Source organism: Streptomyces sp. NBC_01525 (assembly GCF_045040405.1).
GTDB lineage: Bacteria > Actinomycetota > Actinomycetes > Streptomycetales > Streptomycetaceae > Streptomyces > Streptomyces benahoarensis.
Window position 1 is genome coordinate 993624 of record NZ_CP109397.1, and the last position, 24461, is coordinate 1018084.

Below are 24461 nucleotides of genomic sequence, written 5' to 3' on the forward strand. Positions count from 1 at the left end.
CATGAACGACTCCCCCGCCGCCGGCACCCCTTCCCCCGAGCCTGTCGTCCTGGACGTCTGGTGTGAGCTGCAGTGCCCTGACTGCCACACCGCCCAGGACGATCTGCGTGCCCTGCGCGAGCGCTACGGTGACCGGCTGGACATCCGGCTGCGGCACTTCCCGCTGGAGAAGCACAAGTACGCCTACGCGGCGGCGCAGGCGGCCGAGGAGGCCGCCGAGCAAGGCAAGGGCCAGGAATTCATCGAGGCGGTGCTGGCCCGCACCGAGGAGCTGGGCCGCTCCGGTGAACGGCTGCTGCTGGAGGTCGCGGACGCCGTGGGGCTGGACTCCGACGAGCTGGACACCGCGCTGATCGACGGCCGCCATCTGCTGATCGTCGACGCCGACCAGGCCGAGGGCAAGGCGATCGGCGTGCGTGGCACCCCCACGTACGTCATCGGCGGGGAACTGCTGGACGGCAGCGCGAACCAGGAGGGGCTGCGCGCCCGGATCGAGGAGATCGCGGACCGGCTGCTCACCTAGCGTTCTGAGTCGGGAATTCTGTTCAGATGTATAGGCTTGGTCTGTGGTGCGTACTGGGCGGCCGAAGGCCGAGTTGATCCTGTCGGATGAGGAACGGGCTGCGCTGGAGGGGTGGGTGCGGCGCCGTTCCACGCCGCAGGCGTGGGCTCTGCGCTGCCGCATCATCCTGGCCTGCGCGGAGGGGATGTCGAATAAGGATGTGGCGGTTCGGCTCGGCTCGACTGCGCATGTCCTGGCCCAACCTCGTGGAGCGGTGGTTCGCCGAGCTGACGAACAAACAGATACGGCGAGGCGTCCACAAGACCGTCCAAGCCCTGGAGAACGACATCCGGACCTGGATCGCCGCTTGGAACACCGACCCCAAGCCCTACGTCTGGACCAAGACCGCGGACGAGATCCTCGAACACCTCGCCTCATATCTGAACAGAATTCCCGACTCAGAACACTAGGACGGGTCCGCAAAGTCCCGCCCGGCTTGCGACGCCCTCCGGGCGGACGACGGGACTTCATGGACGCCCCCGAGGGCTGAGCCGCGTCACAGGATCGGCTTGGCCAGCAGAAGCGTGGTGGGGCGGTAGCCCAGGGCCGCGCAGAGACCGCGTGCGGCGGCATCGTCCGTGCGGACGGTCAGGCCGAGGAGAGGCGCCCCGGCGGCCAGGCACTCCCGCTCCGCAATGCCCAGCAGGGCCCGGCCGTGGCCGTGGCCGCGATGCTCCGGGGCGACGAGGACGTCAAGGACACGGCCGCCGGGCAGGTCCGGCGGTCGCCGATCGACCCAGACATGGCCGACACCGGTGCCGCGGACGGCGAGGAGCCGCACCGCGTGGTGCGGGGTACCGGCGCCGCCCGGGAGCAGTGCGCGGTGTTCGGCCTCCGCCGCCCGAGCGGCTTCCTGCGAGGTCAGGCCAGGTGCGGCGAGGAGGCGGGCGCGGTCCGCGAGGGCGGTGGCGCGCCAGGCCGGGTACCCGGCGTCGGTCAGCGGACGGTCCTCGGCGCCGGGCGGCAGCGGCGGGGCCCCGACGATCACCTTGGCGAGACCGCGGGCGCGTTCGGTGTACCCCAGGGCCGCCGCGAGGCGCAGCGCCGCCTCCCCGCCGACGGGGACGGTCAGCGCGATGCGGCGGCAGCCCCAGCCGCGCAGGATTTCCTCGGCGGCCAGGGCGGCGACGGTGGCCCGGCCACGGCGGCGGTCGGCGGCGTCGACCGTCAGCTCCTCGATCCGGCCGGTGGCGGGCCCGGTGAGCGGGTCGGTGGTGAGCCGGACGCCGCCCACCCGGCGGCTGTTGACGCAGATGTCGTAGCGGCGGGCGCGGTGGCCCTCGCCGTCTCGGTCCTCCGGTCCCGCGGGACGCAGCGTGGTGGTCACGGGGGCCTTCTACCCGCCGCCGCGGCCCTTCACCTCACCGCGGGTCGGAGTCGGCGGCGGCGCCCGCGTCGAAGGCGCACATCGCGGCGCGCGTCACCGGGCCCGGCACGTCGCCGAGTTCACGGTCGTCGATCCGCGTCACCGCCTGGACGTCGCGGAGCGTGGACGTCAGGAAGATCTCCTCGGCGCTCTCCAGGACGTCCAGCGGCAGATCGGTCTCCTTGGCACCGGCCCAGGCGACGGTGAGGGCGCGGGTGATCCCGGCCAGGCAGCCGGAGGCCGGCGGCGGGGTGTGCAGTTCGCCGTCGAGGACGACGAAGACGTTGGAGCCGGTGCCCTCGCACAGCGCGCCGACGGTGTTGCCGAACAGCGCCTCGGAGGCGCCGCGTTCCCGGGCGCGGGCGAGTGCGACGACGTTCTCGCCGTACGAGGTGGTCTTCAGCCCGGTGAGCGCGCCGCGCTCGTTCCGGGCCCAGGGGACGGTGACCGCGGCGGTGGTGTCGGGGCGGCGGGTCGCCTCGCCGAGAGCGATGACCAGGGTCGCGGGGGCGTCGCCGCGGTCGGAGCCGAGGGGCGATTCGCCGCCGGTGTAGGTGATCCGCAGCCGTCCGAGCGGCATCGGGTGGGCGTCGAGGACGGCGGTGCAGCCGCGGCGTACCTCGTCCAGGTCCGGTTCGGGCAGCCCGAGACCGCGCGCGGAGTGGGCCAGCCGCTCCAGATGGCGGGTGAGGGCGAAGGCGCGGCCGCCCTCGGCCTTGACGGTCTCGAAGACGCCGTCGCCGACCGTCAGGCCGTGGTCGAAGACGGACACCCGGGCGGTGCCGGCCTCCCGCAGTTCCCCGTTCAGCCAGATCCTCATCGCCCAGTCCTTCCGTTCACGTCGTGCTCGCCCGACGCTACCGCGAGCAGTCGGCGCGCCTTCAGCTCGGTCTCCGCCCACTCGCGCTCCGGATCGGAGTCCCAGATGATCCCCGCGCCCGCGCCGAACCGCAGGTCAGGCCCGTCCGCCGCGGCGCGGTCGATCCAGAAGGTACGGATGCCGACGGCCAGCTCACCGGTGCCGCGGTCGGCGTCGACCCAGCCGATGCCGCCGCAGTACGGCCCGCGGGGCGCCGTCTCCAGCTCGTCGATGATCCGCAGCGCGCTCCCCTTGGGGGCGCCGGTGACCGAACCGGGCGGGAAGGTGGCGGTGAGGAGATCGGCCCAGGCGCTCTTGGCGTGGGGCTGGGCGATCTCGCCGCGGACGGTGGAGACGAGGTGGACGAGGCCGGGGTGTTCCTCGACGGCGCAGAGCGCGGGGACGGTGACGCTGCCGGTGGCGCAGACCCGGCCGAGGTCGTTGCGGACCAGGTCGACGATCATCACGTTCTCCGCGCGGTCCTTGTCCGTCAGATCGGCGGCGATGCGCCCGGTCCCCTTGATGGGGCCGGAGTCGACGGTGCGCCCGTCACGGCGCAGATACAGCTCGGGCGAGGCGGTGGCGACCTCGACGCCGTGCGCCGGGAGCCGGATCGTGCCCGCGTACGGCGCGGGGTTGCCGAGGGCCAGTACGGCGGTGAGCGCGTCGATGTCGCTGCGGTCCGGGTCGGGCAGCGGCGCGCTCAGCACCCGGCAGAGGTTCACCTGATAGACGTCCCCCGTCCCTATGTACGCGCGTATGCGGCGCACCCCATCCATGTACGCGGCGCGGTCCAGGGAGCTGCGCCAGTCGCCGGGGGCGGGGCCGTGCCAGGCGCGGGGGTCGGGGGCGTCGGCCGGGGTGGCGGGCCGGACGTCGGCGAAGCGGGCGCAGATCACCTCCCCCTCGAATCCGGCCACCACCGCCCACCAGCCTGTGGAGTCCAGGGCTGCGGGGTCGGTGGTGACGTCGCGAAGATCGGTGGCGATGAGGCCGCCGAAGCGGGCCACAGGAGGGAGGTCGTGCACGTCAGCGAGTCTAGATCTCGGGCCCGTCCGGCGCCGTGGGCGAGCCAGAAGCGCAGCACCTGCACAAACGCGTTTTTGTACTGGCCCAGGAATCCGCTAGAGTTCAACACGTCGCCGGGAAGCACAGCGCCCCGGAGGCCCGGTAACTTCCCGGACATGGTCCAGGAGAGTCACCTGCGGACGTAGCTCAGTTGGTAGAGCACCACCTTGCCAAGGTGGATGTCGCGAGTTCGAGTCTCGTCGTCCGCTCGATGTGGGGGATCATCCCGAACCCCTACGCTCCAGGTGGAGTGGCCGAGAGGCGAGGCAACGGCCTGCAAAGCCGTCTACACGGGTTCAAATCCCGTCTCCACCTCCAAGGACGATTAGCTCAGCGGGAGAGCGCTTCCCTGACACGGAAGAGGTCACTGGTTCAATCCCAGTATCGTCCACTGCCCGGTAAGATTTACGGGCCCCGCGCGATTAGCTCAGCGGGAGAGCGCTTCCCTGACACGGAAGAGGTCACTGGTTCAATCCCAGTATCGCGCACGCAGTACCCATGGAGGGCTCAGGTTCCCCGTGGTCCCGAGGACGATTAGCTCAGCGGGAGAGCGCTTCCCTGACACGGAAGAGGTCACTGGTTCAATCCCAGTATCGTCCACATCGCAGGCCGAAGGGCCGGAGCAGCGAAGGTTGCTCCGGCCCTTCGGCGTTTTGGGGCACTTCGGGGTCCGTTCATCCGCCGTACGAGGGCGGGGAGTTGGCGGATGGGTTCCGTGGAGGGTGCGGTCGTGCGGGAGAAACCCGGTGGCCGGGCATCTCCCCAGATGCCCGGCCACGCGTGCCGTCCGTGACACCCCCGTCCCCACGGGGCTGGGCCACGCCTCCCCCGTCCCGGGCCGCTCTCCCGGGACCGGGGCGCCGTTCAGCGCCCCAGCAGCACGGCCACGGACGACGCCTGAGTCATGACGGCTTCCCAGCCGCCGAAGACCACACCGAGCAGGGCCGCGAGCGGCAGCGCCATGGCGACCGCGACCAGCGGATGGCGGGTGCCCGAAGGGCGGCGGACGCCGGGCGCAACGACGCGTTCGCGCCACCGCGCCCGGAGCGCCGTGCGCCCTTGCGGGTCCGTCATCCCGGCTCCTGTCGTGTGGTGGCGGCGGGCGTGAAACCTCGGGGGACGAGTACGGCGCCCGCCGCTCGGGCTCCACACTAGGCATCCGGCCGGATCCGGGCGTCAGCCCGTCGTACCGGTGCACGGCCTCCAGGAGGAGGAGGGCGGGCCGGGGCGCGTACTCCGCTGGTTGCAGAACGGGCCCGGGGGCCCTGAGACGTAGGCCGCTGCGGGGCGGCGGGGAGGGCGAGTTGTCCGGGCCGGGGCGGCCGAGTGCATCCCGGTCGTGTGCGGACAGATACCCCAACGGGTGACTTCTCTCACTCCCCGAGCGGTGCGTGCCGCCCGGCGGGGCCCGGGTGCGGCCCCGATTCCGCCCGGTCCGCCACGACTTGGCCGTGGGGGCGCCGCTCACGGCCATACGCTCGGACCACCGTGCGGAGGTGCCGTGGCGGGTCAATGTGCCTGCTGGTGAGGGGGATTGGGCCCCAGGAGCGGGCAAGGGCGGACGGCTGGCCGGAAATCGCCCCGGGGGGAGGGCCCGTTATCGGCCACGCGCGGTGCCCGCTGCGGGCTCCTGCGCGGCCTCTCAGCGCGCCGGGCCGTCAATCCGTAAGCTGTGCCACGTCAGACGGTTGGCAGCGGAGTGGGTCTTGCCCACCGCAGGTAGGGGACGGACATGGCGATGATGCGGCTCCGGCGCGAGGACCCGCGTGTCGTCGGGACGTTCCGGCTGCACCGGCGGCTCGGTGCGGGCGGGATGGGCGTCGTCTACCTCGGCTCGGACAAGCGCGGGCAGCGGGTGGCGCTGAAGGTGATCCGCCCGGATCTCGCGGAGGACCAGGAGTTCCGTTCGCGGTTCGCGCGGGAGGTGTCGGCGGCCCGGCGGATCCGCGGGGGCTGCACGGCGCGGCTGGTCGCCGCCGATCTCGACGCGGACCGCCCGTGGTTCGCCACCCAGTACGTACCGGGCCCGTCGCTGCACGACAAGGTGAACGAGGAGGGGCCGCTCGATCCCGCGCAGGTCGCCTCGATCGGGGCGGCGCTGTCCGAGGGGCTGCTGGCCGTCCACGACGCGGGAGTGGTCCACCGCGACCTCAAGCCGTCCAACATCCTGCTGTCCCCCAAGGGACCGCGGATCATCGACTTCGGCATCGCCTGGGCGACCGGCGCCAGCACCCTCACGCATGTCGGGACCGCCGTCGGCTCCCCCGGTTTCCTCGCGCCCGAGCAGGTGCGGGGCGCCGCGGTGGCCCCGGCGACGGACATCTTCGCGCTGGGCGCCACCCTCGCGTACGCCTGCACCGCCGACTCCCCCTTCGGGCAGGGTAGTTCGGAGGTGATGCTCTACCGCGTGGTGCACGAGGAGGCGCAGCTCGCCGGGGTGCCGGACGCGCTGGCGCCACTGCTCGCGGCCTGTCTGGCGAAGGATCCGGCCGACCGGCCCAGCACGCTGTCGCTGTCGCTGCGGCTGAAAGAGATCGCCGCCCGTGAGGCGCACGGCCTGTCGGGCGCCCCGCAGGACGGTGCGCTCGGCGGCGCGGCGGCCGGTCCCGTCCGGGCCGACCGGCGACCCGGCGAGCGGCCCACCGGGCGGCGCGCCGACGCCTACGCGCGTCAACGCACCGAGCGGGGCACGACCGGGACGCCCGCGCCGCGCCCGACAACGCGAGGCGGGGACGCGCGGCGCCGGGCCCGCCTCGTCGCCGGGCCGTCGGCAGACCGGTGGGCGGCCCGCGGGGCGGATTCCCGCCGCCCGTCCCGGCGGGGGCCGCAAGACCCCGCGTACCTCGCAGCGTCCGACCTCGGGCGGCCGTCGGCCGGGGCCCGACCGGCGGCTGATGCGGCAGCGGATCCTGGTGTTCGTCACGGTGACGCTGCTGGTGGCACTGGGTATCGCGGCGGCGCAGGGCTGCCAGGGGCCGACCCGCGGGCTGGGCGGTGAACGGTCCGTACCGGCCGGGCACAGCGCCTTGGAGGCACCGCAGGGGCAGTCCGCCGACGGCGGCGATGCCGGCCGGCCGGCCGGCGGTGTGGAGAGCTGAGCCGCGCCCCGCTGAACCACCGCCGTACGCCCGGGGCCAGGCTCCGGGCGTACGGCCGACGGTTTTTTCAGGCGGTGGGGCGGCCCCTCGTGACGGCGTGGAAAGCGACGGCCGCGGCGACGCCGACGTTGAGGGAGTCCACGGTTCAGGGCCCGGTCGTGCGCCGAGCCCGCACTGCCATGGCGGCCAGATCGTAGAGCTCGTCCAGGTCGTATGCGGCGCGCTGCGGGCTGCCGTAGCGGGTGATCTTCCCCCGGCTCGCCCATTTGCGGATGGTCGCCGGGGAGACCCCCAAGGCCAGAGCGGCCAGTTCGGTCGGCACCGTGCGCCGCCCCCCGCCGGCGGCGCTCATCCCTGCTTCCCCGAAACCGCCGGGCGCCGGCGGAGGGCCAGTAGCAGCCAGTCCTCAGGAGGCGGGGCATGGCCGCTGTCGCACACCACCTCCGAAGGCGCCGCGCCGGGGCCCGCGTCCGTGATCACCGCGTACAGCTGTCCGGTGCAGTGGGGGTGGGAACAGCCACCCAGCGGCATCCTGCGCGCCACCGGCGCGAGCCCGTGCAGCGAGCGGCAGGCATCGAGCAGCGCGGCGATCTCGTAGTCGAAATCGGGGGCTGCCGGATGTTCCGCCAGCCAGGGAACATGACTGTCGAGGAAACCGGCCAGCCCCATGACGCTGCAGTCCCCGGGGGCGGGGAGGTGTCGTTCCTCGACGACCAGGCGCGCCCAGGAGGCCAGCAGCTCGATGATCTCCGACCGTAGCGTCAGCACGGAGTCGTCGAGGGCGATACCGACCGCCCTGCTGCCGCTGACCCGCTCCCGTAACCAGCCCTTGGGCCGCGTCAGTTCCTCGTCGCTTTCCCGATACGCCTCCACGACATCGCACAGATCGGCGCGGAGGCGGTCGTAGCAGGGGCAGCACAGCCGCGAAGGCCCCCTTCCCCCGCCCTGTGCGCCGCCGGCCCTTCGCGACTTGACGCACTGAGGAGATGTGCACTTCCGCGCGACGCGCATGCGGCCCAGATCAATGCCGTGGCTGTCGAGCGCCGAAGGGCGTTGTTTGAGTTGAGACACAACAATCCCTTTCATTCCATTTCACGTGGAGAGGAGATCGCTTGGTGTGTACGCGTGACCACACGCCTTCACCGGGTCGCTCGCGAGAAGCCAAGCACCAAGCCCAACGAGAATTCAATGAGAATTGAAATCTAGCCGCCCTGTCGCGCCCAACGTTATCCCCCATATTTCACTGACGCTTTACCTTGAAGAATTCGCCGACGCAAGTCCGGGATGCGCCAGTATCACCAGGCAGAATTTGCAATCACATCCTGTGAAACGACGACGCAGCCCGTCAACAGCGGGCCAGGTGACCTGAGTCACGGCTTGGTGATGTTTGCCGAGATTCGCGAGGTGGCACTACCCAGACCGCCCTGCGGCCAACCCCTCATGGAAGCACTCGGTCGAGGAGTGAGCGAAAACCGACCCGGCAGTCACATATCTTGACTGGGCCCAACCCCACGTAACGTTGCTGACCTGGGGAAAGAACAAACGTTGACAGCGGGCGAGCGCACTGTCACACTTCTCTGGCGGCATACGCATGCCAGTTTCCAGGAGCTGCTCCCCTTCGTGGCAGAAGCTCGCGGCGGCCGCCCTCTCTCCTGCGGCCCATCACAGGTTATTCGCTCCCGTGATGCATGCCGGGAACGCAAACGCTCTCACCGAATTCACCGCAGCATTTCGCGCGCCCCCACGTGAGCAGCATTTTCCCCACTTCCCTGCCCGACCATGAAGGTCCGGCACTGTGCTCCGCCTTGGCCCGATTCCTCTCCCCGACATGTTTTAGGGGTGCCATGAACGCCACGCCACCCAGCGCTCGTTCCGCTGCGCGTCGCTGCGCACAAGCCGTCAACGCACTGCACTCCCTTCCCTACTTCACGACCGATCTCGCGGACCGGCTGGCCCCGTTCGGTGTCACCGATCAGTCCAGCGTCTACATGGCCGGGCGCGCGTCGCCGCTCGGCGCCGTCGACGCCCCGGTGGTGACCGCGCTCTTCCACGCGTTCGCCCCCGGCTTCGTCGCGGAACGCGTACCCGCGATCTGGCGGCACGTATCGCCCGAACACGCCATTGCCGCACGTGAGGCAGCTGCCGGAGCGGCGCTGGAACGGCTTCTCGGCACCGATGTCATCCGGTCGGCCGCGATGGCGGAAGCGGCGGAACTCGCCGGCGTGGCCGCCGCGGGATGCCCGCTTCCCGGACGCCCTCTCCACGCGGCCAATGCCGCTCTCGACCGGCCCGAGGAACCTCATATCGCGCTGTGGCACGCCGCGACCATGCTGCGCGAGTACCGCGGGGACGGCCATGTCGCGATCCTCGGCCACGCGGAACTCACCGGAGTCGAAGCGCTCGTCATCGACTGCGCGAGTGAGCACGGCATGCCCAAGGAGATCGTCAGGCCCATGCGCGGGTGGACCGAAACCGATTGGGCGGCCGCGCAGGAAAGGCTGCGGGAACGCGGTCTGGTGAGCCGCGAAGGAACGCTGACCGCACGCGGTGCCGCACTGCGGGACGAAGTCGAGCGCGAGACCGGACGACTCGACCGCCGGCCTTATGAACTCCTGGGTGCTTCCGGCGTCGGAAAGCTGGCCGAACGCGTCCACGGATGGGTCCGCACGGCAGCCGAATCCCACGCTTTTCCTCCGCCCTTGCGGACTTTTTTCGCGCCCGACACGCGTCAATGGAACCGTCTCTGAACGGCCGACCGCCTCGCAAACCCTGCGCTGCCACTCGTACCGAAGCCTGAGGACCGACCAGAGGAAGGACCACCCATGGACTTGTCCGCACCGGCGGTGCCGCCGATCGCTCTCTTTTCTCCCGAGTACTACCAGAACCCGCACCCCACGCTGACCTGGCTTCAGGAGAACTCACCGGTACATGAATTCACGTTCCCCATCGGTGACGTCCGCACATGGATGGTGACACGTTTCGACGACGTCAAAACCGTACTGGCCGACCCCCGGTGCAGTACGGAAAGCATCACCTGGGGCAATGACGAGTTCCGTGCCGCGGGTCTGGTGATTGCCGAGGGCACCATTCTGGAGCGGGGCATCACCGTGGTGGACCCGCCCGCACACACCCGGTTGCGCCGACTGGCGATGAGCGCCTTCACCACCCGCCGGGTGGAACAGTGGCGCCAGACCGTGCACGACGTCGTCGACCGGACCCTTGAGGACTGTGCGCGACGGAAGAACTTCGATGTCATGGACGACTACGCGGGCGAGGTGTCCGCCGGAGTGCTCGGGGTGATCCTCGGCTTCCGCATCGAACGGCACCGGGAACTGGTCACCGCCCTCAACGAGGCGTTCCCGTCCGACCCGGCGCTGATAGACCGGGCTCCCGCGGCCTTCGGCAGGATCTGCGAGTACGCCGCCGAACTCGTCGCGGAGAAGCGTCACGACCCCTCCGACGACCTGACCTCCGCGCTGATCCAGACCAGCGACGAGGGCGAGCGGCTGTCCGCGGACGAGCTGACCGGGCTGGTGGCGGCCATGATCATGGGTGGCAGCGACACCGTCCGCGGATTCATCGGCAACGCGGCCCTCGCGCTCCTCGACCACCCCGACCAGAGCAAGCTGCTCCTGGAGAACCCGGAGCTGGCGGACGGCGCCGTCGAGGAACTGCTGCGCTACGAAGGGGCGTTGAGCACGGCGCTGTTCCGCATCACGACGGAGGAGATCGACCTCACGGGTACCCGGCTGCCCGCCGGAGCACCGATCATCGCCGCACTGCTGGCGGCCAACCGGGATCCGCGCCGGTTCGACGACCCCGAGCGTCTCGACATCACCCGCAGCGGACCGCGGCACGTCGGGTTCGGGCACGGGCTGCACAACTGCATCGGCGCGGCGCTGGCCCGGCTTGAGGGCACGATCGCGATTCCCGCCCTGTTCCAGCGCTTTCCGCAGCTCTCCCTGGCGATGCCACGGGACGAGCTGCGGTACATCGACAACTGGGCGATCCGTCGGCTGACCGCCCTGCCGGTCGCCCGGTCGGGGATGTCCGGGGCCTGACGCGATGCGAGCAACCGCGCGGGTCGACCGGACGCTCTGCCGTGGCACGGGGCTGTGCGAGGTGATGGATTCCCGTCTGTTCTCGCTGAGCGACGACGGCACCGCCCTCGCCCGGCCCCTCGGACCGGGCCACGACCCGGAAGCCCTTCTCGAACAGCTCCAGGACATCGCGGACTGCTGCCCCACCGGAGCCATCACCATCACCACGACCGACGAAGAGTGAGGAGGAGCAGAAACAGATGCACACGGACTCCACCACCGCCACGGGCCTCCGGACGGACACGGACATCATCGTCATCGGGGCCGGGCCCGCAGGGCTGATGCTCGCCGCCGAACTGAGGCTGGCCGGCGCCCGGGTCATCGTCCTGGAGAAGGAGAACACCCCCACCGAGGAATCCCGTGGCATGGGATTCACCGCCCGCACGCTGGAGGTGTTCGACCAACGCGGGCTGCTGCCGAGGCTCGGGGAACTCCACCGGTCGCCCGGCGGCCACTTCGGCAGCGTGCCGATCAACTTCGCCGTCGGCGACGGCTCTCACGCCAGCGTCACGGGAATCTCGCAGGCACGGACCGTGGCCATGCTCGGCGAGTGGGCCGAGGAACTCGGAGCCGATGTGCGGTACGGGCACCGGCTGACCGGATTCGCCGGCACCGACGAGTCCGTCGAGGCGTACGCGCAGGGGCCCGCCGGTGAGCTGCGGTTGTCGGCGTCGTATCTGGTGGGCTGCGACGGCAGCCGCAGCGTGGTGCGCACCTCGGGCGGGTTCGCCTTCCCCGGCACCGACGCGACGGCGGAACTGCTGCTGGCCGACGTGAAGGACCTGGAACTCCCCGCTCTGTGGTCGGGTGAGCGGCGCCCGGGCGGCATGCTGCTGGCCGCGCCGCTGGGTGAGGGCGTCATGCGCGTCGTCGTCTCGGAGCACGGCCGCACGCCACGATCCCGCACCGAGCCGCCGCTGTTCTCCGAAGTGGCCGACGCCTGGAAGCGGGTCAGCGGGGACGACATCTCCGGCGCCACTCCGGTCTGGGTCAGCTCGTTCGGGGACGCCGCACGGCAGGCGAGCGAGTACCGCAGGGGCCGGGTGCTCCTGGCCGGGGATGCCGCGCACATCCACCTCCCGGCCAGTGGCCAGGGCATGAATGTCAGCATCCAGGACGCCGTGAACCTCGGCTGGAAGCTCGGCGCCGTGGTGACCGGCCGCTCGGCCCCCGCGCTCCTCGACACCTACCACGCGGAACGGCATCCGGTCGGCGCCGAGTTGCTGCGGAACACCCGGGCCCAAGCAGTGCTGTTCCTCGGCGGCAGCGAGATGCAGCCGCTGCGTGACGTACTCACCACGGTGTTCCGTACCGAGGGCGCCGCCCACCACCTGGCCGGTCTGGTCAGCGGGCTGGACATCCGCTACGACGTCGGGCCGGGTGCCCACCCGCTGATCGGGCGGCGGATGCCGAAGACGGAACTGCTCCTGGACGACGGCCGCACGACCACCACCACCGAGCTCCTGCACCCCGCGCGGGGGCTGCTACTGACCCTGGGCACGGGCCCGGAACCACGCCGTGTCGCCCGGGGCTGGGCCGACCGGGTGGACGTGGTCCTCTCGCGGCTCCGTCACATGCCCCGGACACCTTCCGACCCGCCGTCCCCGCTCTCCGAACCCCAGGCCGTCCTGGTGCGACCGGACGGATACGTGGCATGGGTGAGCGATGACAACGGCGGGGACGACGGCCTCTCCGAGGCCCTGCGCCGCCACTTCGGCGATCCCCTCGACTGACCACCCGCCCCACCCACCACGACAAGCCCCCAGGGGGACAACGTGACCGAATCCACCACCAGGTCGCCGTCGGCCATGCCGGACCTCGCACACCCCGACGCACACGCGGTCTTCATGACCTACCGGTACGTGGCCGACGCCGACCAGGGGCGGGCCCTGCTCGACGAGATCGCGGATGCCTGGGAGAAGGCCGAACGGCCCAAGGAGATCCTTGCCTTCTTCTGCTACCTGAGCACCGACGGCACCACCGTGATGACCTACGCGCAGTGCACGGACAGCGCGGTCTACCGGCCCTTTGCCGGTGGCCTGCCCGCCGCCTCGGCCCGCGTCGAACCGATCGAGTTCCGCCTGCACCGCAGCGTGGTGCTCAGTCCCACGGCGGGCCCGCCGAACGCCTTGGTCACCGCCCTCTTCGACGTGGACGGCGCGGAGCGGCAACAGCGCATCGTCGCGTCGGTCGCCGAGAACCTGGAACGGGCGCCCGCGGACGAGTACACGGGCCTGATCGCCTCGCACTTCCATCTCAGCGTCGACGGCACCCGCGTGATCAACTTCGCGGAGTGGACGAGCGACGAGGCCCATGTCGTCTTCCTCGACGGAGCCACGCGCCACAGCTCCCTGCGGATCACCAACGACATGCCGGGAGTCCGTCCCATCGGATACCGGCGCTACCACCTGCACCGGAGCATCGGCTCCTGACCGGCCGCGGAGGTATCAGGTTCATGCTGCGCAAGGTGCTCATCGCCAACCGTGGCGAAATCGCTGTCCGCGTAGCCCGTGCATGCCGGGACGCCGGAATCGGGAGCGTGGCGGCCTACGCCGACCCCGACCGGGATGCCCTGCACGTCCGCGCGGCCGACGAGGCATACGCCCTGGGCGGTGACACCCCCGACCCCGTCTCCGGCGCCGACGAGGTCGTCGCCTTCGCCAAGGAAAACGGCCTGCCGATCGCCATCAAGGCAGCCTTCGGCGGCGGCGAATGCTTCGTCGAGCGCTACCTCGACCGCCCCGCCACGTCGAAACAGGTGCCTGACCGACAAACACGGCAACGTCGTCGTCTCCACCCGCGACCCTCACCTCCCCCATGCAGGGCACCATCGTCAAAGTCGCCGTCGAAGAAGGCCAGACCGTCGCCGAAGGCGAACTCGTCGTCGTCCTCGAAGCCATGAAGAGGGAACAACCCCTCAACGCCCACCGCGCCGGCACCATCAAGGGCCTCACCGCCGAAGTCGGCGCCGCCCTCACCTCCGGCGCCCTCATCTGCGAAATCAAGGACTGACGTCCCTTCACACCACGGTTCCCGGGGGCCACCACCGCCTGCGCGAACCGTCCCTTTGCTGCGCGCCGACGCGCAGCCCCGCCACTGCCCGAGGAGTGACATGGACGCCGATGTGATTGTCGTGGGCGCCGGCCCCGCCGGGATGATGCTCGCCGGAGAGTTACGGCTCGCCGGGGTCGACGTCATCGTCCTGGAACGTCTGGAGAAACGTACCGGCGAATCCCGGGGCCTGGGATTCACCGCACGCACCATGGAGATTTTCGACCAGCGCGGACTGCTCTCCCGGTTCGGGGAGATCGAGATCAGCAACGAGGGCCACTTCGGCGGTCTCCCGGTTGATTTCGGCGTGCTGGACGGCGCCCATCAGGCCGCCAAAACCGTGCCGCAGTCCCACACCGAGACCGTACTGGAGGAGTGGGTCACCGAACTGGGCGGTGACATCCGGCGCGGCCAGCGGGCCCTCTCCGTCAAGGACAACGGCAGCGCGGTCGAGGTCGAAGTCGACGGACCGGACGGGGCACACCGGCTGACCGCCCCGTACCTGGTCGGATGCGACGGCGGACGCAGCATGGTCCGCAAGGCGGTCGGTTTCGGCTTCCCCGGCACACCGGCGACGATGGAGATGTTCCTCGCCGATGTGAAGGGGCTCGACCTCCAGCCGCGCATGATCGGCGAGACCCTGCCCGGCGGCATGGTCATGGTCGGCCCGCTGCCCGGCGGAATCACCCGGCTGATCGTCTGCGAGCGGGGAACGCCCCCGCAGCGGCGGGACGTACCGCCCGAGTACGACGAGGTGGCATCGGCCTGGAAGCGGCTCACCGGGGACGACATCTCGCACGGGGAGCCGGTGTGGGTGAGTTCCTTCGGTGACGCCACCCGCCAGGTGACCCGGTACCGGCAGGGGCGGGTCTTCCTGGCGGGCGACTCCGCGCACATCCACCTCCCGGCCGGTGGCCAGGGCATGAACACCAGCATCCAGGACGCGGTGAACCTGGGCTGGAAGCTGGCCGCCGTGGTGCGCGGCCGGGCACCCGAGGCGCTGCTGGACACGTACCACGACGAGCGACACCCGGTGGGCAAGCGGCTGCTGATGAACACGCAGGCCCAGGGGCTGCTGTTCCTCAGCGGTGCCGAGGTGCAGCCACTGCGGGACGTCATGACCGAGCTCATCGCCCACGACGTGGTCAGCCGCCATCTGGCCGGCATGGTCAGCGGCCTGGAGATCCACTACCCCCTCGGCTCCGGCCCCCACCCGCTGCTCGGCCGGCGCATGCCGCACCTGGCGCTGACCGGCAGCTCCGGCGCGGGCAGCAGTACCGAGGCGCTGCACGCGGGCCGCGGCGTACTGCTCGACCTGGCCGACAACGCGGAGCTGCGCCGCAGGGCTACGGGCTGGACCGACCGCGTGGACATCGTGACGGCGGAGCCCGAGGGCGACGTGCCGGACCCGCTGGCGCACACCACCGCCGTCCTGGTCCGCCCCGACGGCTATGTGGCCTGGGCCGCCCCCGGCAGCCACGGCGACCTGCCGATGGCCCTGACCCACTGGTTCGGCCCCGCCCGCTAGGCCGTGTCGCCGCACTCCCGTCCGCGCCAGGACTCCGCGGACACGCCCTCACCCCCTCGTCAGCACCTCCCCCAGGCCCCTCCGGCCGGGGGCATCTGAAGCGACCGAAGGAGAGAGCCATGCACAGCACTTTGATCGTGGCCAGGATGGAGCCCGGTTCAGGCACCGACGTGGCGCGCCTGTTCGGCGCGTTCGACGAGACGGAGATGCCCCACCGCATGGGGACACGGCGCCGTCAGCTGTTCTCGTACCGAAGTCTCTACTTCCACCTGCAGGACTTCGACACGGACAACGGCGGTCAGCTCATCGAAGAAGCGAAGACGGACCCGCGGTTCATCGGGATCAGCGAGGACCTGAAGCCCTTCATCGAGGCGTACGACCCGGCGACCTGGCGTTCCCCCGCCGACGCGATGGCGCGGCGCTTCTACCACTGGGAGGCGTCCTCATGACGCGGCGCCGGGTGGTGATCACGGGCATCGGGGTCGTGGCGCCGGGAGGCATCGGCGTCAAGAACTTCTGGTCCCTGCTGAGCGACGGCCGGACGGCGACGCGTGGCATCACCTTCTTCGACCCCGCGCAGTTCCGCTCCCGGGTCGCGGCCGAAATCGACTTCGACGCGGAGGCGCACGGGCTGAGCCCGCAGGAGATCCGGCGGATGGACCGGGCCGCGCAGCTCGCCGTCGTGGCCGCCCGCGAGGCGGTGGAGGACAGCGGCCTCGCATTCGGCGATCTCGACCCGTACCGCATCGGGACCACCATCGGCAGCGCGGTCGGCGCGACCACCGGCCTCGACCAGGAGTACCGGGTGGTGAGCGACAGCGGCCGGCTGGAGCTGGTCGACCACACCTACGCGGTGCCGCACCTGTACAACTACCTCGTCCCCAGCTCCTTCGCCGCCGAGGTGGCCTGGGCGGTGGGCGCGGAGGGTCCGAGCACGGTGGTGTCCACCGGCTGCACCTCGGGGCTGGATTCGGTCGGCCACGCCGTGGAGCTGATCCGCGAGGGTTCCGCCGACGTCATGATCGCCGGTGCGTCGGACGCGCCGATCTCGCCGATCACGATGGCGTGCTTCGATGCGATCAAGGCGACCACACCGCGCAACGACGACCCTGAGCACGCCTCACGGCCGTTCGACGGCACCCGCAACGGCTTCGTCCTCGGGGAGGGCTCCGCGGTGTTCGTCCTGGAGGAGCTGGCGGGCGCGCGGCGGCGCGGCGCGCACACCTACGCGGAGATCGCCGGTTACGCCTCCCGCTGCAACGCCTTCCACATGACGGGGCTGCGCCCCGACGGCGCGGAGATGGCCGAGGCCATCGATGTCGCGCTGGCCGAGGCGCGGATGAACGGCGACGAGATCGACTACATCAACGCGCACGGGTCCGGCACCAAGCAGAACGACCGGCACGAGACGGCGGCGTTCAAGAAGAGCCTCGGCGACCACGCGTACCGGACCCCGGTCAGCTCCATCAAGTCGATGGTCGGGCACTCCCTGGGCGCCATCGGCTCGATCGAGATCGCCGCGTCCGTCCTCGCCATGGAGCACCACGTCGTGCCGCCCACGGCGAATCTGCACACCCCGGACCCCCAATGCGACCTGGACTACGTACCGCTCACCGCCCGGGAGTGGGCGACGGACGCGGTACTGACGGTGGGCAGCGGCTTCGGCGGCTTTCAGAGCGCCATGGTGCTGACCCGGCCAAAGAGGAGTGTGTGATGACGCGCTCGGTGGTGGTCACCGGCCTGGGAGTCGTCTCCCCCAACGGGCTCGGCGCGAAGGAGTTCTGGACGGCCACGCTGGCCGGACAGAGCGGCATCGGGCCCGTCACCCGCTTCGATGCGTCCCCGTACCCGGTCCGGCTGGCCGGTGAGGTCCCCGGGTTCACGGCCCGTGAGCATGTGCCGAGCCGGCTGATTCCGCAGACCGACCGGATGACCCAGCTGGCCCTCACCGCGACCGACTGGGCGCTGGCCGACGCCGGGGTCGAGCCCGAGGAGCTCCCCGAGTTCGACATGGGCGTCGTCACGGCCAGTTCCTCCGGCGGATTCGAGTTCGGCCAGGACGAACTGCGGAAACTGTGGAGCCAGGGCAGCCAGTACGTCAGCGCGTACCAGTCCTTCGCCTGGTTCTACGCCGTCAACAGCGGACAGATCTCCATCCGCAACGGCATGAAGGGGCCCAGCGGGGTCGTCGTGAGCGACCAGGCGGGCGGCCTCGACGCGCTCGCGCACGCCCGCCGCCAGATCCGCAAGGGCACCCGGCTCATCGTCTCCGGGGGCGTCGACGCGTCGATCTGCCCCTGGGGCTGGGTGGCCCAGTTGGCCGGCGGGCGGCTGAGCACCAGCGACGACCCGGAACGCGCTTTCCTGCCCTTCGATGCCGGGGCCCGAGGCCATGTGCCGGGCGAGGGCGGTGCGATCGTGATCCTGGAGGCGGCCGAGGCGGCCCGACAGCGGGGCGCCCGGATCTACGGCGAGATGGCGGGCTACGGCGCCACCTTCGATCCCGCACCCGGCAGCGGCCGCGAACCGGGGCTGCGCAGGGCCATCGAGCTGGCACTGGCCGATGCCGGGGCCGATCCCGCCGATGTCGACGTGGTCTTCGCGGACGCGGCGGCCGTACCGGAGCTGGACCGCAGCGAGGCGGCCGCGATCGCTGCGGTCTTCGGCCCCCGGGGCGTCCCGGTCACCGCGCCCAAGACCATGACCGGCCGGCTCTACTCGGGCGCCGCCCCGCTGGACGTCGCCGCCGCCCTGTTCTCCATCGAGGACGGGCTGATCCCGCCGACCACCCATGTCACGGCGCGGCCGGACCACCGGCTCGATTTGGTGACCGGCGCCCCCCGCACCGCCCGCGTACGCACCGCGCTGGTCCTGGCCCGTGGCTACGGCGGCTTCAACTCCGCGGTCCTGGTCCGGGCCTGAACCAGCCCGAAATTTCCCACTGAAGCGAAGGAAAACACCATGAGCAAGCAGTTCACCCTCGACGATCTCAAGCGCATTCTCCTGGAGGGCGCCGGCGCCGACGAAAGCGTGGATCTGGACGCCGACATCCTCGACCTCGGCCTTGAGGAGCTGGGCTACGAGTCGCTGGCGCTGCTGGAGACCGCCAGCCGGATCGAGCGCGAGTACGGCATCAGCCTCGACGAGGTCGAGCTGACCCACACCCTGACGCCCCGGGAGCTCATCGACGCCGTCAACACGTGCCTCACCCCGTCGGCCGCGGCCTGACCACGGAACACCGCACGTCCACGCAGCGACAGAAGCACACGGCAACAGAAGGAGAGAGCATGTCGGAGCAGCACGCCAGGGTCGCCCTCGTCTCCGGTGCGACCAGCGGCATCGGCCTGTCCGTGGCCCGTCTGCTGGCCCGTCAGGGCCACCGGGTGTTCATCGGCGCCCGCAGCGGCGACAACGTCGCCACCACCGTCAAGGAGCTGCGCGGGGAGGACCTGGACGTCGACGGCACCACCCTCGACGTCCGTTCCGCGGACGACGTACGGACCTTCGTCCAGGCCGCGGTCGACCGTTTCGGCACGGTCGACGTACTGGTCAACAACGCGGGCCGCAGCGGCGGCGGGGTCACCGCCGACATCGGGTACGAGCTGTGGCAGGACGTGATCGACACCAATCTCCACAGCGTCTTCCGGATGAGCCACGAGGTCCTCAACACGGGCGGGATGCGCCACAAGGACCGCGGACGCATCATCAACATCGCCTCGACGGCGGGAAAGCAGGGCGTGGTGCTCGGCGCCCCCTACTCGGCCTCCAAACACGGTGTCGTCGGCTTCACCAAGGCGCTGGGCAACGAGCTCGCGCCGACCGGCATCACCGTCAACGCGGTGTGCCCCGGATATGTCGAGACGCCCATGGCCCAGCGGGTGCGCCAGGGATACGCGGCCGCCTACGGCACCACCGAGGACGCCATCATGGAGAAGTTCTCCGCGAAGATCCCGCTCGGCCGCTACTCCACCCCGGACGAGGTCGCCGGGCTGGTCGGTTATCTGGCCTCCGACGTCGCGGCCTCCATCACCGCACAGGCGCTCAACGTCTGCGGTGGCCTCGGCAACTTCTGAGCGCCCTTTCCCCCTCCCGGAAACGAAGAGGAGAACAGCATGGCTCACCCAGAACTTCGCGAGGTCGAGCACGGGATCACCGTCGAGGCCCCCGCCGCCGCCGTCTACCGGCTGATCGCCGAGGTGGAGAACTGGCCGCGGATCTTCCCCCCCACCCTCCATGTCGACCACGTCGAGCGCGGCGCGGACGAGGAGCGCATACGGATCTGGGCCACCGCGGGCGGTGAGGCGAAGAGCTGGACCTCGCGCCGGACCCTGGACGCCGAGAAGCTGCGGATCACTTTCCGTCAGGAGGTCTCCGCCCCGCCGGTCGCCGCGATGGGCGGCGCCTGGATCATCGAACCGCTCTCCGGGACCGCCTCCCGGATCCGGCTGCTGCACGACTACCGGGCGATCGACGACGACCCGAAGGGGCTGAAGTGGATCGACGAGGCCGTCGACCGCAATTCGCGCTCCGAGCTGGCCGCGCTGAAGACCAACATCGAACTGGCCCACGCCACCGAGGAACTGACCTTCTCCTTCGAGGACAGCGTGCGGATCGAGGGGTCCGCCAAGGACGCCTTCGACTTCATCAACGAGGCCGGGCGGTGGGCGGAGCGGCTGCCGCACGTGGCGTCCGTCCGCTTCACCGAGGACACCCCCGGGCTCCAGGTCCTGGAGATGGACACCCGGGCGAAGGACGGCTCGGTGCACACCACGAAGTCCTACCGGGTGGCCTTCCCGCACCAGAAGATCGTGTACAAGCAGATCACCCTGCCCGCGCTGATGACCCTGCACACCGGCTGCTGGACCTTCACGGAGGACGAGGGCGGTGTCACCGCCTCCTCGCAGCACACCGTGGTCCTCAACACGGCCAACATCGCCCGGGTCCTGGGCTCCGGGGCAAGCGTCGCGGACGCCCGGGAATACGTACGCGGCGCGCTGAGCACCAACAGCCGCGCCACCCTGGGCCACGCCAAGCACTACGCCGAGAGCACGCGCTGACCGTGGCCGACGTGGACAACGACGTCATCGTCGTCGGCGCGGGCCCCGTCGGACTGATGCTCGCCGGGGAGCTGCGGCTCGGCGGGGCGGATGTGGTGGTGCTGGAGCGCCGGGCCGAACCGACCACCGAGTCACGGGCCTCGACCCTCCATGCCCGCACCATGGAGATCTTCGACAGCCGCGCGCTCCTGGACCGCTTCGGAGAGCTGCCGGGCGATGTCATGGGGCACTTCGGCGGCATCCCCCTGGACCTGACCCTGCCCGGCCCGTACCCCGGCCAGTGGAAGGCGCCCCAGGTACGCACCGAGGCGGTCCTCCAGGAGTGGGCGCTGTCCCTGGGCGCCCGGCTGCGGCGCGGTCATGAACTGACCGGTCTGCGGGTCCACCCGGATCACGTCGAGGCGGAGGTGTCGGGCCCCGGCGGTCCGGTCCGGGTCAGAGCCCGGTACCTCGTCGGCTGCGACGGCGAACACAGCACCGTACGCCGCCTGACCGGCGCCGCGTTCCCCGGGCGGGAGGCGGAGCGGGAGCTGATCCGGGCGGATGTCGACGGCATCGAGATCCCGGCGCGGCGCTTCCAGCGTCTGGAGCGGGGGCTGGCCATCGCGGCCCGCAATCCGCAGGGCGTCACCCGGGTGATGGTGCACGAGTTCGGCAGCGCCGCCGGGCAGCGCACCGGCGATCCCGGGTTCGCCGACATCTGTGACACCTGGCGGCGCGTCACCGGGGAGGACCTCGCACACGGCACCCCACTGTGGGTGAACTCCTTCCACGACGCCGCCCGTCAGCTGACCGGCTACCGCCACGGCCGGGTGCTGTTCGCCGGCGACGCCGCCCACCAGCAGATGCCCATCGGTGGCCAGGCCCTCAACCTGGGCCTCCAGGACGCCGTCAACCTGGGCTGGAAGCTGGCCCTCCGGGTCACCGGGCGGACGCCCGACACGCTGCTCGACACGTACCACACCGAGCGGCACGCGGTCGGCGCACGGGTCCTGGGCAACATCGGGGCCCAGGCGACGCTGCTGCTCGGCGGCCCGGAGGTGGAGCCGCTGCGGGCCGTCATCGGCGAGCTCGTCCGGTACGAGCCCGTCCGCCGCCGCCTGGCCGGGATGATCTCCGGCCTGGACATCCGCCACGACGTCGGCGCGGGCGCGCATCCGCTGCTGGGTGCCCGCCTGATCCACAGGTATCCGCCGCGCCCCGGGCGCGGCGTCCTGATCGATCTCTACGGCGACGAGGAGCACCACGCGCGGCTGCGCCGGGCCGCAGCGCCCTGGGCGGACCGCGTGGACACGGTGGCGGGCACGCCGGAGCCCGGCGGTGAACTGCCCGCGGCCGACGCCGTGCTGGTGCGCCCCGACGGTCACGTCGTCTGGATCGCCTCGGCGGGCCCCGCCGGTCCGGAACCACTGGTCACGGCCCTACGGCGCTGGTTCGGCGAGCCTGCCTCGCCGGACACCGTACGCACCACCGTCCCGGGCGGGGCCCACAGCGCCCTGCCGACAACAGTCGATCGGAGAGACCACATGAGCAGGCTCGCAGGTAAGACGGCGCTCGTCACCGGATCCAGCCGGGGCATCGGCCGGGCTGTCGCGGTACGGCTGGCACGGGAGGGAGCCCTCGTCGCCGTGCACTGCGCCACCGGCCGTGAGGCGGCCGAGGAGGTCGTCGCCTCGATCGAGAAGGACGGCGGACGGGCCTTCGCGGTCCAAGCCGAACTGGGCGTGCCCGGCGACGTCCACCAGCTGTTCCTGGGGGTGGACGAGGGGCTCAAGGAGCGCACCGGTTCGGCCTCGCTGGACATCCTGGTCAACAACGCCGGGGTGATGGGCGGGGTCTCGCCCGAGGACACGACGCCCGAGACGTTCGACCGGCTGTTCGCGATCAATGCCCGGGCGCCGTTCTTCATCATCCAGCGGGCTCTCGCCGGCCTCGCCCCCGGCGGCCGGGTGATCAACATCTCCTCCGGGCTGACCCGCTTCGCCAACCCCGAGGAGATCGCCTATGCGATGACCAAGGGCGCCATCGAGCAGCTGTCGATGCACTTCGCCAAATACCTGGCCCCGCGCGGCATCACCGTCAACAGCGTCGCCCCCGGCATCACCCGCAACGGCAACCCCGTCTTCGACATCCCCGAGGCCGTCGAGCAGATGGCACAGCTGTCGGCGTTCGGCCGGGTCGGCGAGCCGCAGGATGTCGCCGATGTGGTGGCCTTCCTCGCCACCGACGATGCCCGCTGGATCACCGGCGCCTTCATCGACGCGACCGGCGGCACGCTGCTGGGGTGACGGGCCACCGATGCTGTGCCGCCCTCCCCGCCCCGTCCTCCCCACCGAACCGGAAGCAGGATGATGGAGTCCTCGCCCCCAACGAACGCGCCCGCCCGGCCGGCCGCCCGACCGGCCGGGCACTGGAGTCCCCGGATGTGGGGACTGCTGCTGGTGCTGGCCGGCAACATGCTCATCGACGCCCTGGAAGTGTCCGCGGTGATCGTGGCGCTGCCGTCGATCGGCCGGGAGCTGCACCTGTCGCTGGCCGTATCGCAGTGGCTGGTCAGCGGTTTCGCCCTCGGCTTCGGCGGTTTGATGCTGTTCGGTGGCCGCGTCGTGGAGCTGCTGGGCCGACGCCGGGTGTACCTGGCCGCGATGGCCGGCTTCGCCGTGGCCTCGGTCGTCGGCGGACTGACCAGCGACCCCTCGGTGCTGATCGCCACCCGGTTCGTCAAGGGGTTCTGCGCCGCCCTCACCGCACCGACCGGGCTCGCCATCATTGCCTCCGCCTTCCGTGCGGGCCGTGACCGCGACCGTGCCGTGTCGGTGTACGCCCTCTTCGGGGCCTGCGGGTTCACCACCGGGCTCCTGCTGTCCGGCTTCCTGACCGGGATCAGCTGGCGCTGGACCCTGCTCTTCCCGGCTCCGGTGGTCCTCGTACTCGCCGTGTTCGGCCTGCGTCTCATCCCCGGTGCGCCGCCCGCGAACACCACCCGGCACTTCGACATCGCGGGCGCGGGCACCTTCGTGGGCGCCGTGCTGGCCCTGGTGTACGGGATCGGCGAAGTCCCGGCGCACGGCTGGCTCGGCCTCCGCACGCTGGGTGCCTTCGTCGTGGCCGCGCTCCTTGCGGCGGCCTTTTACGGCGTCGAACGGGCCTCGCCCCGGCCGCTGTTCGGCGCCGCTGTCCTGCGCAGCGGCCCGCTCGTCCGCTCGATGCTCGGCGCCGCCGCTCTCAACGGCTCGTACCTCGGGCTGCTGCTGGTGGCCACCGTGCGGTTGCAGGACGGCCAGGGCTGGTCGCCGCTGCGGACCGCGCTCGCCTTTCTCCCGGCGAGCGCCCCTCTGGCGGCGACCGCGCTGTTCTCCGGACGCCTCGTCAACCGCTTCGGCACCGCCGGCCCGATCGCCGTGGGCGCGCTCGGACCGCTCGCCGGTTATCTGCTCTATCTGAGTGCTCCGGCGCGGGCACCGTACGCCACCGGTGTCCTGCCGACGATGCTGTTGGTCGGCGCGGGCTTCGTCCTGGGATTCGCCGCCTTGAACATGCAGGCCACCCAGGGCATCGCGGCGAGCGCCCGGGGCCAGGCGGTCGCGCTCTACCAGACCGCCGTCCAGTTGTCGGCGGTCCTGGTCGTCGCGCTGACCGCCGCGCTCGTCGCCGGCGGCTCCGATGACACCCCGGCCCTGTGGCTCATCACGGCCGTCGGCGCCGCGGGAGTGGCCGCAGGGCTCTGCAGCCTGCCGCGCGCGGCGCGCCCGTCGTGATCCCGCGGCGCCGG

21 protein-coding genes, 5 tRNA genes and 4 pseudogenes are annotated in these 24461 nt (G+C 71.2%); 24 read left to right on the forward strand and 6 right to left on the reverse strand.

From position 1 onward, the window contains the following. Position 1 precedes the first annotated feature (1 nt). Positions 2 to 523: a DsbA family protein gene (locus OG422_RS04465; protein WP_405739913.1), complete on the forward strand. Its 522-nt coding sequence runs from the start codon at positions 2 to 4 to the stop codon at positions 521 to 523. 230 nt (positions 524 to 753) lie between these two features. Continuing rightward, positions 754 to 972 (forward strand): annotated as a pseudogene (locus tag OG422_RS04470) (IS630 family transposase); the annotation flags it as partial. Positions 973 to 1058: 86 nt separating this feature from the next. Here the strand turns inward: OG422_RS04470 and OG422_RS04475 are convergent. From OG422_RS04475 to OG422_RS04485, 3 genes are read right to left on the reverse strand one after another with little or no spacing between them, the layout of a single operon-like run. Next, on the reverse strand, positions 1059 to 1889 hold the full coding sequence (locus OG422_RS04475; RefSeq protein WP_405739916.1) for a GNAT family N-acetyltransferase: 831 nt from the start codon (positions 1887 to 1889) through the stop codon (positions 1059 to 1061). 34 nt (positions 1890 to 1923) lie between these two features. After that, the gene (locus tag OG422_RS04480) at positions 1924 to 2748 is read right to left on the reverse strand and encodes an aminotransferase class IV (RefSeq protein ID WP_405739919.1); all 825 of its coding nucleotides are present in this window, start codon (positions 2746 to 2748) and stop codon (positions 1924 to 1926) included. Continuing rightward, positions 2745 to 3815, reverse strand: a complete 1071-nt coding sequence (locus OG422_RS04485) for a chorismate-binding protein (protein ID WP_405739922.1) — start codon at positions 3813 to 3815, stop codon at positions 2745 to 2747. The genes OG422_RS04480 and OG422_RS04485 overlap by 4 nt, the downstream gene beginning before the upstream one ends. Before the next feature lie 176 nt (positions 3816 to 3991). Between OG422_RS04485 and OG422_RS04490 the strand changes: the two genes are divergently transcribed. The 5 genes from OG422_RS04490 (at position 3992) to OG422_RS04510 (ending at position 4455) form a co-directional block, all read left to right on the forward strand. Beyond that, positions 3992 to 4064 (forward strand) — tRNA-Gly (locus OG422_RS04490). A gap of 35 nt (positions 4065 to 4099) precedes the next feature. Continuing rightward, a tRNA-Cys gene (locus tag OG422_RS04495) sits at positions 4100 to 4173 on the forward strand. A 1-nt stretch (position 4174) separates the two neighbouring features. Next, a tRNA-Val gene (locus OG422_RS04500) sits at positions 4175 to 4246 on the forward strand. Between the two features lie 25 nt (positions 4247 to 4271). Next, a tRNA-Val gene (locus OG422_RS04505) sits at positions 4272 to 4343 on the forward strand. A gap of 40 nt (positions 4344 to 4383) precedes the next feature. Further along, a tRNA-Val gene (locus tag OG422_RS04510) sits at positions 4384 to 4455 on the forward strand. A gap of 264 nt (positions 4456 to 4719) precedes the next feature. On the opposite strand, the gene OG422_RS04515 is transcribed toward OG422_RS04510, so the two are convergent. After that, the gene (locus tag OG422_RS04515) at positions 4720 to 4929 is read right to left on the reverse strand and encodes a hypothetical protein (protein WP_405739925.1); all 210 of its coding nucleotides are present in this window, start codon (positions 4927 to 4929) and stop codon (positions 4720 to 4722) included. A 658-nt stretch (positions 4930 to 5587) separates the two neighbouring features. On the opposite strand from OG422_RS04515, the pseudogene OG422_RS04520 reads away from it, so the two are divergent. Continuing rightward, a pseudogene (locus OG422_RS04520) lies at positions 5588 to 6953 on the forward strand (protein kinase domain-containing protein). Between the two features lie 145 nt (positions 6954 to 7098). Here the strand turns inward: OG422_RS04520 and OG422_RS04525 are convergent. Both OG422_RS04525 and OG422_RS04530 read right to left on the reverse strand, forming a co-directional pair. Then, a complete protein-coding gene (locus OG422_RS04525) occupies positions 7099 to 7305 on the reverse strand; it encodes a helix-turn-helix domain-containing protein (protein ID WP_143941324.1) in 207 nt (68 codons plus the stop codon). Beyond that, on the reverse strand, positions 7302 to 7826 hold the full coding sequence (locus OG422_RS04530; RefSeq protein WP_143941325.1) for a hypothetical protein: 525 nt from the start codon (positions 7824 to 7826) through the stop codon (positions 7302 to 7304). Before OG422_RS04530 ends, OG422_RS04525 begins: the two co-directional genes overlap by 4 nt. Before the next feature lie 971 nt (positions 7827 to 8797). Here OG422_RS04530 and OG422_RS04535 point away from each other — a divergent pair. From OG422_RS04535 to OG422_RS04610, 16 genes and pseudogenes are all read left to right on the forward strand, one after another. Then, the gene (locus OG422_RS04535) at positions 8798 to 9700 is read left to right on the forward strand and encodes an SCO6745 family protein (RefSeq protein WP_143941326.1); all 903 of its coding nucleotides are present in this window, start codon (positions 8798 to 8800) and stop codon (positions 9698 to 9700) included. Between the two features lie 75 nt (positions 9701 to 9775). After that, a complete protein-coding gene (locus OG422_RS04540; RefSeq protein ID WP_405739929.1) occupies positions 9776 to 11014 on the forward strand; it encodes a cytochrome P450 in 1239 nt (412 codons plus the stop codon). Positions 11015 to 11018: 4 nt separating this feature from the next. Next, positions 11019 to 11237, forward strand: coding sequence for a ferredoxin (locus OG422_RS04545; RefSeq protein ID WP_143941328.1), 219 nt, complete (start codon positions 11019 to 11021; stop codon positions 11235 to 11237). Positions 11238 to 11253: 16 nt separating this feature from the next. Beyond that, on the forward strand, positions 11254 to 12786 hold the full coding sequence (locus OG422_RS04550) for an FAD-dependent monooxygenase (RefSeq protein ID WP_405739932.1): 1533 nt from the start codon (positions 11254 to 11256) through the stop codon (positions 12784 to 12786). Positions 12787 to 12828: 42 nt separating this feature from the next. Further along, a complete protein-coding gene (locus OG422_RS04555; RefSeq protein WP_405739935.1) occupies positions 12829 to 13485 on the forward strand; it encodes a hypothetical protein in 657 nt (218 codons plus the stop codon). Between the two features lie 26 nt (positions 13486 to 13511). Then, a pseudogene (locus OG422_RS04560) lies at positions 13512 to 13857 on the forward strand (biotin carboxylase N-terminal domain-containing protein); the annotation flags it as partial. Position 13858: 1 nt separating this feature from the next. Next, positions 13859 to 14065 (forward strand): annotated as a pseudogene (locus OG422_RS04565) (acetyl-CoA carboxylase biotin carboxyl carrier protein subunit); the annotation flags it as partial. A 100-nt stretch (positions 14066 to 14165) separates the two neighbouring features. Beyond that, complete coding sequence (locus OG422_RS04570) at positions 14166 to 15632, forward strand: FAD-dependent monooxygenase (protein ID WP_405739938.1); 1467 nt, start codon at positions 14166 to 14168, stop codon at positions 15630 to 15632. 119 nt (positions 15633 to 15751) lie between these two features. Next, a complete protein-coding gene (locus OG422_RS04575) occupies positions 15752 to 16081 on the forward strand; it encodes a TcmI family type II polyketide cyclase (protein WP_405739948.1) in 330 nt (109 codons plus the stop codon). Continuing rightward, entirely contained in the window at positions 16078 to 17346 is a 1269-nt protein-coding gene (locus OG422_RS04580; RefSeq protein WP_405739951.1) for a beta-ketoacyl-[acyl-carrier-protein] synthase family protein, read from the forward strand. The genes OG422_RS04575 and OG422_RS04580 overlap by 4 nt, the downstream gene beginning before the upstream one ends. Further along, positions 17346 to 18554: a ketosynthase chain-length factor gene (locus OG422_RS04585; protein WP_405739953.1), complete on the forward strand. Its 1209-nt coding sequence runs from the start codon at positions 17346 to 17348 to the stop codon at positions 18552 to 18554. Before OG422_RS04580 ends, OG422_RS04585 begins: the two co-directional genes overlap by 1 nt. Positions 18555 to 18593: 39 nt before the next feature. Then, positions 18594 to 18860, forward strand: coding sequence for an acyl carrier protein (locus OG422_RS04590; protein ID WP_143941334.1), 267 nt, complete (start codon positions 18594 to 18596; stop codon positions 18858 to 18860). A 59-nt stretch (positions 18861 to 18919) separates the two neighbouring features. Further along, the gene (gene fabG / locus OG422_RS04595) at positions 18920 to 19705 is read left to right on the forward strand and encodes a 3-oxoacyl-ACP reductase FabG (protein WP_143941335.1); all 786 of its coding nucleotides are present in this window, start codon (positions 18920 to 18922) and stop codon (positions 19703 to 19705) included. 39 nt (positions 19706 to 19744) lie between these two features. After that, the gene (locus OG422_RS04600; RefSeq protein ID WP_405739957.1) at positions 19745 to 20689 is read left to right on the forward strand and encodes an aromatase/cyclase; all 945 of its coding nucleotides are present in this window, start codon (positions 19745 to 19747) and stop codon (positions 20687 to 20689) included. 2 nt (positions 20690 to 20691) lie between these two features. Further along, the gene (locus OG422_RS04605) at positions 20692 to 22977 is read left to right on the forward strand and encodes an SDR family oxidoreductase (RefSeq protein WP_405739960.1); all 2286 of its coding nucleotides are present in this window, start codon (positions 20692 to 20694) and stop codon (positions 22975 to 22977) included. Positions 22978 to 23112: 135 nt separating this feature from the next. Then, complete coding sequence (locus OG422_RS04610; protein WP_405739963.1) at positions 23113 to 24447, forward strand: MFS transporter; 1335 nt, start codon at positions 23113 to 23115, stop codon at positions 24445 to 24447. Positions 24448 to 24461: the final 14 nt, after the last annotated feature.

What these genes read in the sequence shown, in the direction of transcription:
- OG422_RS04545 (WP_143941328.1), top strand. Translation starts at nt 11,019, where the DNA reads ATGCGAGCAACCGCGCGGGTCGACCGGACGCTCTGCCGTGGCACGGGG.
- OG422_RS04550 (WP_405739932.1), top strand. Translation starts at nt 11,254, where the DNA reads ATGCACACGGACTCCACCACCGCCACGGGCCTCCGGACGGACACGGAC.
- OG422_RS04540 (WP_405739929.1), top strand. Translation starts at nt 9,776, where the DNA reads ATGGACTTGTCCGCACCGGCGGTGCCGCCGATCGCTCTCTTTTCTCCC.
- OG422_RS04480 (WP_405739919.1), bottom strand. Translation starts at nt 2,748, where the DNA reads ATGAGGATCTGGCTGAACGGGGAACTGCGGGAGGCCGGCACCGCCCGG.
- OG422_RS04515 (WP_405739925.1), bottom strand. Translation starts at nt 4,929, where the DNA reads ATGACGGACCCGCAAGGGCGCACGGCGCTCCGGGCGCGGTGGCGCGAA.
- OG422_RS04585 (WP_405739953.1), top strand. Translation starts at nt 17,346, where the DNA reads ATGACGCGCTCGGTGGTGGTCACCGGCCTGGGAGTCGTCTCCCCCAAC.
- OG422_RS04465 (WP_405739913.1), top strand. Translation starts at nt 2, where the DNA reads ATGAACGACTCCCCCGCCGCCGGCACCCCTTCCCCCGAGCCTGTCGTC.
- OG422_RS04575 (WP_405739948.1), top strand. Translation starts at nt 15,752, where the DNA reads ATGCACAGCACTTTGATCGTGGCCAGGATGGAGCCCGGTTCAGGCACC.
- OG422_RS04610 (WP_405739963.1), top strand. Translation starts at nt 23,113, where the DNA reads ATGTGGGGACTGCTGCTGGTGCTGGCCGGCAACATGCTCATCGACGCC.
- OG422_RS04525 (WP_143941324.1), bottom strand. Translation starts at nt 7,305, where the DNA reads ATGAGCGCCGCCGGCGGGGGGCGGCGCACGGTGCCGACCGAACTGGCC.
- OG422_RS04535 (WP_143941326.1), top strand. Translation starts at nt 8,798, where the DNA reads ATGAACGCCACGCCACCCAGCGCTCGTTCCGCTGCGCGTCGCTGCGCA.
- OG422_RS04570 (WP_405739938.1), top strand. Translation starts at nt 14,166, where the DNA reads ATGGACGCCGATGTGATTGTCGTGGGCGCCGGCCCCGCCGGGATGATG.
- OG422_RS04600 (WP_405739957.1), top strand. Translation starts at nt 19,745, where the DNA reads ATGGCTCACCCAGAACTTCGCGAGGTCGAGCACGGGATCACCGTCGAG.
- OG422_RS04580 (WP_405739951.1), top strand. Translation starts at nt 16,078, where the DNA reads ATGACGCGGCGCCGGGTGGTGATCACGGGCATCGGGGTCGTGGCGCCG.
- fabG (WP_143941335.1), top strand. Translation starts at nt 18,920, where the DNA reads ATGTCGGAGCAGCACGCCAGGGTCGCCCTCGTCTCCGGTGCGACCAGC.
- OG422_RS04590 (WP_143941334.1), top strand. Translation starts at nt 18,594, where the DNA reads ATGAGCAAGCAGTTCACCCTCGACGATCTCAAGCGCATTCTCCTGGAG.